The organism is Arthrobacter sp. 01T419, from assembly GCF_056398865.1.
In genome coordinates this window covers 76,162-88,451 of sequence record NZ_JBFTQF010000015.1, presented here as the reverse complement: position 1 = coordinate 88,451, position 12,290 = coordinate 76,162, and the positions used below count along the sequence as shown (strand labels likewise).

Here is a 12,290-nt window from a genome sequence, read left to right as displayed (position 1 = left end):
ATGGAAGCATGGGGCTCACCGAGAACGCACAGTGAGGGGCCTCCATGAAATCCAACGAACTGCTGCTGGATGCCTTTGGCAGGATCCGTGAGATCGTTGAGGTCACTCTTGAGGGGCTCGACGACGAATCCTTGCTCCGCCGGCCCGCAGGGAGCGGAAACTCGATTGCGTGGTTGATCTGGCACCTCAGCCGCGTGGAGGACGCGCAGCTCGCTTCCGCCGCCGGCCTGCAACAGGTTTGGACCTCGCAGGAGTTTGCCGGTCGTTTCAACCTGCCGCTGCCCCAACGCGATACCGGCTACGGCCACTCGAGCGATAAAGTCGACGCGGTGCAGGCCTCGCCGCAGCTGTTGCTCGAATACTACGACGCCGTTCACCGGCAGACGGTCGGCTATCTGAACACTCTCGGCGATGGGGACCTCGATCGCATCGTGGACACCCGTTGGGATCCGCCCGTCACTCTAGGGGTGCGGCTGGTCAGCACTATTGCCGATTGCCTTCAGCACGTGGGGCAGGCCGCCTACGCCAAGGGCCTGAAGCCCTCGGACAGTTAGGGAGGAAACACGCTTGGCCTGTTCAGTTGGCCAAAGCACGCCGCCTTTTCAGGGCCGGCCAGGCTCCTCGCCGTTTCCTACCGCCTCGACCCAGTCGACCGCCTCGTCCGGGAAATAGAACCCCGAGGGCCCGCTCTGGGCAATCCACCATCCCTCGGAAGTGGTCGGACCGCCAGCTTGGGTGATCTCAGTAACCACTTCCGGGGGAACCCCGTCGCCATTGTTCTCGATCAGCCATTTCTGGGTGGACGGCGTCAGCTTCGGCCACCAGTGCTCGATACTCATGGCCGAAGTCTGCCATGTCAAGTGTCCGGCGAGGAAGCGTTGATTGCGGACTCAGGCCACCGTCCGGGGTTTGAAGACCAGCCCGACGACGGCCGCCAGCGCGAGCGCGGAGAGAATGGTCGCGGACCAGAACCCGGCACGCCCGCCGATCAGGAAATCGCCGGGGATGGCGAAGGCCGCGTAGGTCGAAGCCACGATGGCCAGGCCGATTGCGCCACCAAGTTGCTGCATTGTCTGGAAAAGCCCGGAGGCGGATCCTGCGTGCTCAGGTTCGACGTTGCGAAGCGCAAGCGTCGTGAGCGGCATGAACGTCAGGCCGGCAGAAATTCCGGTACCCAGAAGGGCCAGCACAACAAGGGCGAAGGGAGTGTTCGCGTTGAGTTGCGTCAGCGGCAAGAAAGCGACAACCCGAAGGGCGGTGCCAAAGATGACCAGGCGGACCGCACCTACCCGCTCAAGCAGTCGCGGGACGATCCTCGACATCGCGAAGATGCTGAGCGGCATCGGCAGGAACGCCAGCCCGGTCACCATGGGCGTGAGATGCAGATCGTCTTCGAGGTACTGGACCATGAGGAAGAACATTGCCAGCATCCCGCCGTAGGTCGCCGCCATCGCGGCCAGCGCGGCCACGCGGCTCGGGCTGCGCAGCAGCTGGGGGCGGAGCAGCGGATGCGCAACGCGGCGTTCGGTGACGGCAAGCACTGCGATCAGCGCCGCGCCGACAACGAGGCCGCCGATAGTGCGCGGGCTGGACCAGCCGACGTCGCCCGCTTGAATAAGGGCCCAGACAATGGCGACGGCGCCGCCCGTGGCGGTCACCGCTCCGAGGATGTCAAAACGACCAGGCCTGCGGGGAGTTTCGGCGACGAGGCGCGGCACCGCAATGAGGACCACGACGCCGATCGGCACGTTAATGAAGAGGGTCCACCGCCAGCTGGTGGTGTCGGTGAGCAAGCCCCCGAGGATGAGCCCGAGCGCGCCACCCATCGAGGCGATGGCGGAGAACAATGCGAGCGCTCGGTTCCGCGCGCCGTCGTCCCGTGCGCTCGTGGTGATGAGCGCGAGCACGCTCGGCGCGGCGAACGCGGCGCCGAGACCTTGAAGTGCGCGTGCGATGACGAGCAAGAGGGGCGAGGTGGCCAGCCCGCCGAGCAGTGAGAAGAGCGTGAAGGCTGCGACGCCCAGGAGGAAGGTGCGGCGACGGCCGAAGACGTCTCCGATCCGTCCGCCGAGCAGCAAGAGGCCGCCGAAAGCAACGGCGTAGCCGTTCAAGACCCAGCTGAGCTCGGCCCGATCGAAGTGGAGGTCCGTGGCGATGTGGGGGAGCGCGACGTTCACGACCGTCGCGTCGAGGACAAGCATGAGTTGGGCCAGCATGACGAGCCAGAGGCCAATGCTGGCGGCGCGGCTGCGCGGATTACCGCTTCTCCGGGCGATCCCGGCGGGTGCGCGTGTGGCGGTTGTTGATGTCATGGGAGGTGTCCTGTTCTAGCCGGAGGGGCTGACGTACACTAAGAGGAGAGATGCTCCGCTTAGTACTATACGGAGACACTCTCCGCTTTGCAACAGTTTTGTCTTGGATGTATTTGGAAGGCTGGTTTCCGTGCGCGCCGACGCTCAACGTAACCGCGATCGAATCGTGGAGGTTGCACGTGCCCTCTTCCGCGTCAAAGGCTTCGAATCCGTTTCAATGGACGAGGTCGCCAAGGCGGCGGGGGTAGGCCCTGGCACGCTTTACCGGCATTTCCCGACCAAAGAGTCACTGTACGACGCCGTGCTCGAGGCTTGGGCGGAGAAAGTCAACGCCGCCGTCGAGCGTGCGCTCACCCTCGACGCCCCGGCGCGGGAGCAGCTGGTCACTTGGTTGACCGACTATGCGGCGATGCTGACAGAACATAAAGGCGCCGCCGCGCGGATCACCGCTGCGCTGGGCGACCCAGGATCCCCGTTTGCAGCGAAGTGCCAGACCTATCTCGGTGCCAACCAGCGAGTGATCGACGCGTTGGACTCGGCTCTGCGTCCGGGGGTCGAGGCGATGCAAATCAGCCGTCTCGTCGGTGGCGTGGCCGCAGTCGTAGACAACAGCGAGCTTCCCGCCGACGCAGCGGCCTCGATGCTCGAGATCGTCGCGGACGGACTGCTCGCTTCCTGACGGCCGTGGGGGAGCGTTCAAGCTCGCCCCCGATCCTCCTGCACTTTTGGTGCCTTTTCGGGCGACCCTCCTGCGCTTTTGGTGCCCTTGGCCGCGGCGTCCTCACCCCGGATGCGCACGGCGTGGACGCGGCGGCACGCAGAACGCTCCAGATTTTCACTGATCTCTTGACGTGACCTACAACATAGTTCTAATCTTTATTTAGTTCTAAACAAAGGAGTTCACGTGTCGCGACCGAGTGGCAACGCTGACGTTACCCGCTCTGCGATCTTGGCATTCCTGGGCACCTCTGGCGGCGCATCCCGCGCCGACCTTGCGCGGGGGCTGGGGGTCTCGCCGGCGCTCATGACCCAGCTTGTGAAAGACCTCATCTCGGATGGTCTCGTGAGGGAGTTGGCGATGTCGCCATCCAACGGCGGGCGTCCTGCCCGACTACTGGGATTGGCGGCTTCCGCAGGGCGGGTGATCGGTATGAAAGTTGCCAATGACCACGTAGCTCTGGTGGAAACTGAGCTTGGGGGACAGGTGTTGCGGGCCGAGAGCCGGCCGTTCAACGCCTCCTCGGTCACATTCCTCTCGGCCTTGGTCGAACTCGTGCGTGAGTTCCGGGATTCCGGCGGTGTCGTTCCAATTCTGGGCGTGGGGGTGGGTGTGCCTGGTTCTGTCGACGCCCAGGGAAGCGGCGTGGTCGATTCGAGCCTCCTTGGGTGGCGGCAAGTTCCTCTCGGGGCCGTGCTAAGCCGTGAGCTCGGTGTGCCGGTGTTGGTCGAAAACAACGTCAACGCCCTCGCTGTGGCTGAACGGCTCTATGGGCCAGGTCGCGATCATGCCGACTTTCTCGTCGTAACCATCGGTGAGGGCGTCGGTGCCGGATTCGTGACCGGAGGCACTGTTGTCCGCGGGAGCCGCGGCGGTGCCGGCGAAATCGGACATATCGCTGCTGTGACGGGCGGACCGCTGTGCACTTGCGGCAACCGTGGCTGCATTGAGGCATTGATAGGTGAAGCGGCGCTCGTCGCTCAGGCACGCCGGTCTGGCGTGATTCAGCCCGCAGGCACGGTGGCTGACTTGCAAGCCGAAGCGGATAGGGGCAACCCCATGGCACAGGACATTTTCAGCGAAGCGGGCCAACCACTGGGACGGATCGTTTCGGGTCTAGTACAGGTACTTGACCCGGAGATCGTGATTGTCAGCGGTGAGGGCACCACGGCCTGGAGCCATTGGAAGGAAGGCTTTGAGCAGGCATTCCGTTCTGCGCTGACCTCCGACCGAAGGAGCATTCCCGTGATCGTCGAGTCCTGGGACGACGAAGGCTGGGCTCGTGGCGCCGCGGCCTTGGTGGCATCCACCCCGTTCTACAGCGGTGAAAGCTCCGGCGAACAAGGGCGTAGGGTGCGGGCCCGGCTCAGCACGCCCGCCGTGGAGGCCATCGGGTCATGACAACTGTTGGAAATTCCGAACCAGGAGTTCTCAGGGTCACCAACGCTCGCAAAACCAATCCTGCACCCATCCGGCGGAAGGCGGCCCCGCGTCTTCGGTACGCACTGACCGTTGCGTTGTTCCTGCTGCCGAGCGCGCTGCCACTGCTGTTCTTCACGATCGTTCCCATGGTGTCCGCGTTCTGGATCAGCCTGAACCAGTGGAACTTGGTGGGCCCGATGAAGTGGGTGGGCCTGGACAACTATGCCAGGCTCGTCACGGACCCAGGCACACAGGGCGCGTTCCTTCATACGGTCTATTACATCCTCGGCTACCTGCCCTTGGTGTACATCGGTGGCCTCGCCATCGCCCTGGCGCTGAACACACGTATCAAAGGTCGCAGCATGCTTCGGGGCCTCTATTTCCTTCCGGTGGTAACTAGCTGGATCGTCGTAGCGCTCGTCTGGCGCTGGCTGCTGAACCCCAGTACGGGCATCGTGAACTGGCTGCTTGGGCTGATCGGCATTGCCGGCCCGGGGTGGTGGACAGACCCGGCTTGGTCGATGCCGGCGATCATCCTTGCCTCGGCGTGGAAAGATCTTGGGTTCGTCATGGTGATTCTGCTCGCCGGGCTGCAGGCCATTCCGGAAGAACTTTATGAGGCGGCGACGGTGGACGGCGCCAGCCCCTGGCGGCGCCTGTTCAGCATTACTCTCCCGATGCTGTCTCCATCAACGTTTTTCGTCATCGTCCTGTCACTAATTAATGGTTTTCAAGTGTTTGACCAGGTGTATGCCATGACCGGAGGCGGGCCGAACAATTCATCCCAGGTAGTAGTGCAGCAGATCTATGACCTCACGTTCCGCTACGGCAAGGCAGGCGAAGCATCCGCCCTGTCATGGCTACTGTTCCTCTTCATTCTGATCATCACTTTGATCCAGGTGCGGGGCCAAAAGAAGTGGGTGAACTATGCGTAAGTTCCCGCGCCTGATCGCACTAAACATTCTTGTGGTCGTCGGCGCCGCTGTCATGGTGTTTCCCTTCCTGTGGGCGCTCGTAACGTCCATCAGCCCAGGGGCTGGCCTGTCCGCCACCCCGCAGCTGGTCCCGGAGAACCCTTCACTGTCCGCCTACGCTGAGTTGTTCCAGCGGCTCCCGTTCGTTCAGATCGTCCTTAACAGCCTGATCCTCGCCGTCCTCACCACGGTGTTCCAGCTCGCTACCAGCTCCCTGGCCGCTTATGTCTTTTCACGGATGCCCTTCAAAGGGCGCAATGCCGTGTTCGCCGTCTATCTGGCCACCATGATGGTTCCCTTGCAGGTCCTCGTTGTTCCATTGTTCGTTGAGATGAAAAGCCTTGGCCTCATCAACACCTACTTGGGCGTCCTCCTACCGGGCATTGCCAGCGCATTCGGGGTGTTCCTACTGCGCCAAGCCATGAACTCCGTTCCCACGGACCTCGATCAGGCAGCAACGCTGGATGGTGCGGGCCATTTCCGGATCTTTGGGCTTATCGTTCTGCCCTTGGTCCGCCCAGCCCTGGCAACGCTGACCGTGTTCGCATTCCTGAACAGCTGGAACAGCTTCCTATGGCCCCTGATTATCCTGCGCACTCCCGCAATGAAGACCCTTCCCGTTGCGCTGGCAGGACTCCAGGGCCAGTACACAACCCAGTGGGACATCGTCATGGCCGGATCCGTGGTCAGCGTCCTGCCAATGCTCGCCCTCTATATCTTCACCCAGAAGTACATCATCCAAGGGGTTGCGGGAACCGGACTGAAATAGACCGCCCTGCTTCCCCCTTATCAATGGAGATAGACATGAACAAGAAGCCCTTGGCCGCTCTGGGCATCGCCCTGGCCGCAATCTTGGCAACGACCGGCTGCGGCTCCGCAGGAAGTCCTGAAGCTTCAAGCAATGAAAAAGTGACCATCAGGTATTCAAACTTCACGTCCAACGGGGGAAATGAGAAGAATCTGGACACCATTGTTCAGGCCTTCCAAAAAGCCAACCCCAACATCACTGTCCAGGTCACCACCTTGCCCTACAAGGACTACGCCACAGCACTCCAGACTGATCTGGCCGCCGGAACCCAAGCCGATACGTTCGATATCGAATATGCGAACCTGCGCTCCTACGTGTCGAATGGGGCAGTAGCTCCTCTCGAAGGAGTTGACGGTTCCAAGTACAAGCAGTCTCTGCTTCAGTCCTACCAATCAGATGGCAAGCAGTATGCGCTGCCCAGTTCCTTCTCCGATGTTGTCCTGTACTACAACAAGGCGCTCTTCGACGCCGCGAAGGTCGCGTACCCCACGTCCAGCTGGACATGGGCAGATGAGACGGCTGCCGCGAAGAAGATCACGGACAGCGGTGCCGGCGTCTTTGGAGACTTCCAAAACGTGAGCTTCTACGAGTTCTACAAAGCATTGGCCCAAACCGGTGGCAAGTTCCTCAACGACGATGGCAAATCCGTCGCGTTCAACTCGCCGCAGGGCATCAAGGCAGCCGAGTGGCTGGCGGGCAAGAGCGGAACGACCATGCCTACACCCGCCCAGGGCGCAGGAACCCCGGACTTCGACACAAAGCTATTCAAGGACGGCAAACTCGGCATGCTCCACAGCGGCATCTGGGTGGCAAGCAGCTTCGCTGATTCACCCAAAAACTGGGACATTGTCGTTGAGCCGGGAGACACGCAGAAGGCAAGTGCGGAGTTCTCCAACGCGATCGCGGTAGCTGCCAACTCCAAGAACAAGGCTGCCGCCCAGAAATGGGCCGTATACATGACCAGTTCAGATGTCATGGCACAGACGCGCATCAGCGCCGGATGGGAACTGCCTCCTACTTCCGATGAGTCCTTCCTGAAGCCCTATTTCGCAAAGGACAAGCCGGCAAACCGCAAGGCCATATTCGATGCACTCGACCACGTCGCTCTCACGCCAGTCATCGGCGACAACCAGCAAAAGATGGTCGACATCATCACCAACGCTCTTGGCGAAGTCGAAGCGAAGCGCTCCACCGCTTCCGATGCCCTGAAGGGTGCCGCAGACCAAATCAACGCTCTCTTGAAATAGGCCGGCCTTAACTGAAGACGCCCGGCGTACGGGTCGCGGTGTCACCCTGACTGCCGGCACCGCGACCCGCTCATTGCCTGAAGGCCCACCGGCTGAGAGAGAAGAACATGATCGACAAGTCCATGCCAGATTCAACGGTGACGTCCATTGGCGATGCCACTATCCGCTCGATAGTCCGGGCAAGCACCGAGCTCATTTTGGAACAGCAGACCCCCGACGGCGCATACCCCGCGAGCCCATCGTTTTCCGCCTACGCCGGATACTGCTGGTTTCGTGACGGCTCGTTCATTGCTGACGCTATGTCCGTCGCCGGGCATATCGAATCCGCCGAGCTGTTCTTCGACTGGTGCTCGGGAGTCTTGACTTCCCGCTCCGGAAAAATTCGGTACATCGTGGCTGAAAGCCTGGCCGGCAGGCCTTCAGCCGATGAGCACATGCTCCCAACCCGGTTCACCCTCGAAGGGGACGACGGGGACGGCGAGTGGTGGGACTTTCAGCTCGACGGTTACGGTACCTGGCTTTGGGCCTTGGCTGAACACAGCGTCCGGCATGGCCGCTCGATGGAACGCTGGGCCGAGGCCATTGCCCTCACGGTCGACTATCTGACATGCTCCTGGGACCGGCCCTGCTACGACTGGTGGGAAGAAGCCCCCCAACAAGTGCACGTCAGCACTCTCGGCTGCATTTCCTCAGGATTGGCCAGCATTGTTGCGGCAGGGGACCTGGAGGAAGCAAGAGCCCGGCGGGCCACCAGGACTGTCGAACTGATCCGACGTCGCGTCCAGAACGACGGAGTCAGGAACGGGCACCTCACTAAATGGCTCGGAACCGAAGCCGTCGACGCCAGCCTCCTGGCGCTCATCGCTCCGATGAACTTCCTTGAACCGGTCAGTCCTCTAGGCAAAGGGACCGTCTCCGCCGTCGAAAAGCAGCTCACCGTCCGCAACGGTGTTCACCGTTATCTGGCAGACAGCTACTACGGCGGTGGCCAATGGCCCCTCCTCAGCTGTTTCCTCGGACTGGCGCAGGAAGCCGCCGGCAACCGATCGCGGGCACGTGAACTGCTTCTCTGGGCTGGTTCCGTTGCACGGGACGGCACCGAACTCCCCGAACAGGTCGAAGACAACCTCCTCGACGCCGAATACCTGCAGCCCTGGATTGATCGGTGGGGGCCCTCGGCCAGTCCGCTGCTGTGGAGCCACGCCATGTTCATCCGACTCGCGATAGCACTCGAGACCATCCACCCCATTGACCGGTCGGAATCCGGCCTCCAGACGAACGAAAAAGGACTCTGAATTGATCCGCCACAAACCATTCGGCTCAGGACACCCCTACGTCAACGACACCGATCAGCGCAGCCCAGTCCGCCCCCAAGCTGGCGAGTCCGTCACCTTGGGGGTACGAACCTCGCCTGAGCTGACAAATGTGGTCTGTGAATTGGCGGAAATCCACGGGGACGGTTCGGTTACCAACTCAACCGTGCCGCTCACCCGGGTGCCGGCGGCCTCCCGTGGACAAGTGGTCGACGGCGGCCATCTCGCCTCAGCCCAGGCCAAGTTGGCCCGGGCGGCCAGCGGCTGGCAGACCACCCTCGGGCCGGCCGACCCTCTGACAAGCTACAAGTATCTTTTCAGTGCCGACAACCCGGCGGGCCGGAAGGAACGTACCCGATGGTTCAGTTATCGAGCTGCAACGTGGGAACCTGCGGAACGGGCCCTGGACATTATTGGTACCGACAGGGTGATCAGCGGCTCCGTCGAAGTGCTCCACGACGGTTCCCGGCCTCTTCGGGTCCGGTTCGCGCTGCCCCTTGCCCCGAACGAACGGGTTACCGGCTTCGGTGAACGATTTGATGCCCTCGACCACCGGGGTACCACGCTGGATGCGGTCGTCTTTGAGCAGTACAAGAGCCAGGGCGCGCATCGGAAAACTTACTTGCCTATGCCCTTCGCCCACGTGGTCGGTGGAGACGGCTGGGGATTCCACCTCGATACCTCCCGGCGCACTTGGTACGACATCGGCGCAGCCGACCAAAACCGCCTCGTCGTTGAAGCCGAAGTCGGCCCTGACGCCGTGCTCGGTGAGGCCCTCCTGGGCGTGCAGATCTTCGATGGAACGCCCACCGAGGTCCTGCACTCCTTCCTCTCGAAAATAGGGGGACCCAAGGCGCTTCCCGATTGGGTCTTCAAGCTCTGGGCGAGCGGGAACGAATGGAACACCCAGGAAGAAGTCATGCGGCAGATGGATTTGCACCGCGAAACTGGAATCCCTGTGGGATCCGTGGTCATTGAGGCATGGAGTGACGAGGCCACCTTCACTGCGTTCCGTGACGCAGTCTATGATCCCAGCCCCGATGGGGGCCCTCTCCGGCTTAATGACTTCACTTTCCCTGAGGCGGGGGCCTGGCCAGACCCGAAAGCGATGGTCGACGAGCTCCACGGTCGGGACATTCGCGTGGTCCTGTGGCAAATCCCGCTCATCAAGATGCGACCGCACCCCCAAGGGCAGGCATGGAACGATGCCGATGCCGCGATCCGCGAAGGCAGGCTCATTCGTGAGGAGGCTCCGGATGGCAGCCTGCGGCCCTACCGGAACCGTGGATGGTGGTTCCCCCTTGGACTCATGCCGGACCTGACCGATCCGGAGGCGGCACGCTGGTGGACGGAGAAACGGCGATATTTGGTTGAGGATCTTGGCATCGACGGATTCAAAACTGACGGAGGGGAGCACGCCTGGGGCGAGGATCTTCACTACCTCAATGGGATGAAGGGGGACGAAGGGAACAACCTGTTCCCGGTCGCGTACGCCAAAGCCTATGGCGATCTGCTCGAGTCTGCCGGCAAGGCTCCGGTCACTTTCAGCAGGGCCGGTTTCACTGGATCCCAGGCCCACGGAGCCTTCTGGGCGGGTGACGAGGACTCCACCTGGGAGGCATTCCGCTGGTCAATGTTTGCCGGCCTGTCCGCCGCCGCGAGTGGCATCGTGTACTGGGGTTGGGATTTTGCAGGGTTCTCCGGCGACGTGCCGACTTCCGAACTGTATCTGCGCTCGGCAGCGGCGGCAGTATTCGTCCCCATCATGCAGTACCACTCCGAATTCAATCATCACCGCACGCCATCCCGTGACCGGACGCCTTGGAATATCCAGGAAAGAAGCGGCGACGAAACCGTGGTTCCGGTATTCCGCGAACTGACGGAGCTTCGCGAGCGCCTCATTCCGTATCTGTCAGAGCAAGCCCGAAAGACAATAGCCACTGGGGCGCCGCTCATGCGGCCGCTCTACTTCGACTATGCCGAAGACCAGGAGGTCTGGGACCACCCGCTGCAATGGATGCTCGGCGATGACCTTCTGGTTGCACCCGTAACCCAGGAGGGGATCAGGTCTTGGACAACCTACCTGCCTTCCGGGGACTGGATCGACGCATGGACCGGGGACAGCTACGCGGGAAAACAGGCAGTAGATGTGCCCGCTCCTCTAAACCGTATCCCGGTGTTTGTCCGCGCAGACGCTTGGGATCGCATGAAGAACATCTTCGCAATCCGTCACTGAACCGACTGCAGGAGATCGACTCCCTTCACCCCGACCATAAGTTGCCCCTCGTTTCGCGCTCGGCACAAGGGGCCGCTGAGTACTCCTGCGTCCGAGCTGTACTCCAAGTGCAACGCACCACTTACTCGCAAACTCGTTAACTAACTCCAGTAGAAATCACTCACGGCTGCCCGGAAAGGGCTCCGTAGCATCCAAAGTGAGCCGGAAATGGGCTCACTGCCATTGCTTCGGGAAGCAATGTGCGGCAGTACCAACCCGTCTGGGTCCTGACCCTGCCGAGGATGCACATCATGAAAACTGCAAAACTCATGGCTCTCGCTTGCTTCCTTTTTGCTTGGATAGCAACACCGGTCTCCGCCGCGAATGCCGCGCCGATGGAGGCCTCGGACATCGTGTTGGGCAGCGACGTTTCCTGGCCCCAATGTGGGGGCGGGCTTCCCGGTGGCCAAGCGTTCGGGATCGTCGGGGTGAACGGCGGACGGCCGGACGATGCAAATCCCTGCCTGGCCGAGCAGCTCCAGTGGGCTGCCAGCTCGGTGGGAGGGACAAGCCAACCCCCGGCCGCGTTGTATGTCAATACCGCCAATCCCGCGGAATCTGGGTCCGCGTGGTGGCCGGCATCCAACGTGGTCGGGGGTGCGGACGTTCCCAATCCTTATGGGATCTGTGACGGGAGCGCCGCCGCGGCCTGCGCTTACATCTACGGTTACGTCATGGCCTTTAACGACGTGAACTATAGTGGCGTCAGCGACCCCGCCAAGCGCCTGTGGTGGCTGGACGTGGAGACCGGGAACGCCTGGTCCTCTGACCAGGTTGCGAACGAGGCCGACCTCGAAGGCATGACTGCATATCTGCAAAGCATCGGTGCCCAGGTGGGCATCTATTCCACCTCGTATCAGTTCGGAATCATTGCCGGTCAGCTTTTGGCAGGCAGCAGGCTGAACGGGTTGAAGAGCTGGCTTGCCGGAGCGACGTCACCGGAGTCCGCAGTGGAACTTTGCTCGGCCCCTCCGCTGACGGCCGGCGGTGTCGTTGCGCTCACCCAGTTCACCACGGATTTCGACTACAACTACTCGTGCATTCCGCCTGCACCACCACCGCCCCCGCCGCCTGCACCGGTTGTGGCCCCGCCGAAGCCGCCCGTGCCGACTCTAACGACGGATGTTAACGGGAAGCGGAAGCCGCTGCGGCTGCAGCCGCAGGGCTGAAACGCCCGAGTCGCGCCGCGTTTCGTGACCCAAGGCAACCATGGACCAGACT

Annotated in this window: 11 protein-coding genes; 9 read left to right on the top strand and 2 right to left on the bottom strand. The window is 62.0% G+C overall.

The genetic code is table 11. From position 1 onward, the window contains the following. Window positions 1-44 precede the first annotated feature (44 nt). Window positions 45-554 carry a mycothiol transferase gene (locus tag AC1DLO_RS18405; protein WP_476891185.1) on the top strand — a complete coding sequence of 170 codons (510 nt, stop codon included), beginning with the start codon at window positions 45-47 and terminating at the stop codon, window positions 552-554. Window positions 555-602: 48 nt separating this feature from the next. Here the strand turns inward: AC1DLO_RS18405 and AC1DLO_RS18400 are convergent, their stop codons facing one another. Beyond that, entirely contained in the window at window positions 603-839 is a 237-nt protein-coding gene (locus AC1DLO_RS18400; protein ID WP_476891184.1) for a hypothetical protein, read from the bottom strand. Between the two features lie 51 nt (window positions 840-890). Further along, window positions 891-2,312 (bottom strand): MFS transporter, encoded by a 1,422-nt coding sequence (locus AC1DLO_RS18395; RefSeq protein ID WP_476891183.1) that lies wholly within the window; start codon window positions 2,310-2,312, stop codon window positions 891-893. Window positions 2,313-2,415: 103 nt separating this feature from the next. Between AC1DLO_RS18395 and AC1DLO_RS18390 the strand changes: the two genes are divergently transcribed. From AC1DLO_RS18390 to AC1DLO_RS18355, 8 genes are all read left to right on the top strand, one after another. Next, entirely contained in the window at window positions 2,416-2,991 is a 576-nt protein-coding gene (locus tag AC1DLO_RS18390; RefSeq protein WP_476914556.1) for a TetR/AcrR family transcriptional regulator, read from the top strand. 225 nt (window positions 2,992-3,216) lie between these two features. Next, window positions 3,217-4,431, top strand: coding sequence for an ROK family transcriptional regulator (locus AC1DLO_RS18385; RefSeq protein WP_476891181.1), 1,215 nt, complete (start codon window positions 3,217-3,219; stop codon window positions 4,429-4,431). Beyond that, window positions 4,428-5,387 carry a carbohydrate ABC transporter permease gene (locus AC1DLO_RS18380; protein WP_476891180.1) on the top strand — a complete coding sequence of 320 codons (960 nt, stop codon included), beginning with the start codon at window positions 4,428-4,430 and terminating at the stop codon, window positions 5,385-5,387. The genes AC1DLO_RS18385 and AC1DLO_RS18380 overlap by 4 nt, the downstream gene beginning before the upstream one ends. After that, the gene (locus AC1DLO_RS18375; RefSeq protein ID WP_476891179.1) at window positions 5,380-6,195 is read left to right on the top strand and encodes a carbohydrate ABC transporter permease; all 816 of its coding nucleotides are present in this window, start codon (window positions 5,380-5,382) and stop codon (window positions 6,193-6,195) included. Before AC1DLO_RS18380 ends, AC1DLO_RS18375 begins: the two co-directional genes overlap by 8 nt. Window positions 6,196-6,230: 35 nt before the next feature. After that, window positions 6,231-7,481 carry an ABC transporter substrate-binding protein gene (locus AC1DLO_RS18370; RefSeq protein ID WP_476891178.1) on the top strand — a complete coding sequence of 417 codons (1,251 nt, stop codon included), beginning with the start codon at window positions 6,231-6,233 and terminating at the stop codon, window positions 7,479-7,481. A 107-nt stretch (window positions 7,482-7,588) separates the two neighbouring features. After that, window positions 7,589-8,776 (top strand): glycoside hydrolase family 15 protein, encoded by a 1,188-nt coding sequence (locus AC1DLO_RS18365; RefSeq protein WP_476914555.1) that lies wholly within the window; start codon window positions 7,589-7,591, stop codon window positions 8,774-8,776. Between the two features lies 1 nt (window position 8,777). Further along, window positions 8,778-11,030 carry a glycoside hydrolase family 31 protein gene (locus AC1DLO_RS18360; protein WP_476891176.1) on the top strand — a complete coding sequence of 751 codons (2,253 nt, stop codon included), beginning with the start codon at window positions 8,778-8,780 and terminating at the stop codon, window positions 11,028-11,030. A gap of 290 nt (window positions 11,031-11,320) precedes the next feature. Beyond that, the gene (locus tag AC1DLO_RS18355) at window positions 11,321-12,238 is read left to right on the top strand and encodes a hypothetical protein (protein WP_476891175.1); all 918 of its coding nucleotides are present in this window, start codon (window positions 11,321-11,323) and stop codon (window positions 12,236-12,238) included. Window positions 12,239-12,290 lie beyond the last annotated feature (52 nt).

Bases quoted from the DNA above. Each gene is read 5' to 3' on its own strand.
- AC1DLO_RS18395 (WP_476891183.1), bottom strand. From the start codon at position 2,312: ATGACATCAACAACCGCCACACGCGCACCCGCCGGGATCGCCCGGAGA.
- AC1DLO_RS18400 (WP_476891184.1), bottom strand. From the start codon at position 839: ATGAGTATCGAGCACTGGTGGCCGAAGCTGACGCCGTCCACCCAGAAA.
- AC1DLO_RS18405 (WP_476891185.1), top strand. From the start codon at position 45: ATGAAATCCAACGAACTGCTGCTGGATGCCTTTGGCAGGATCCGTGAG.
- AC1DLO_RS18380 (WP_476891180.1), top strand. From the start codon at position 4,428: ATGACAACTGTTGGAAATTCCGAACCAGGAGTTCTCAGGGTCACCAAC.
- AC1DLO_RS18375 (WP_476891179.1), top strand. From the start codon at position 5,380: ATGCGTAAGTTCCCGCGCCTGATCGCACTAAACATTCTTGTGGTCGTC.
- AC1DLO_RS18365 (WP_476914555.1), top strand. From the start codon at position 7,589: ATGATCGACAAGTCCATGCCAGATTCAACGGTGACGTCCATTGGCGAT.
- AC1DLO_RS18355 (WP_476891175.1), top strand. From the start codon at position 11,321: ATGAAAACTGCAAAACTCATGGCTCTCGCTTGCTTCCTTTTTGCTTGG.
- AC1DLO_RS18370 (WP_476891178.1), top strand. From the start codon at position 6,231: ATGAACAAGAAGCCCTTGGCCGCTCTGGGCATCGCCCTGGCCGCAATC.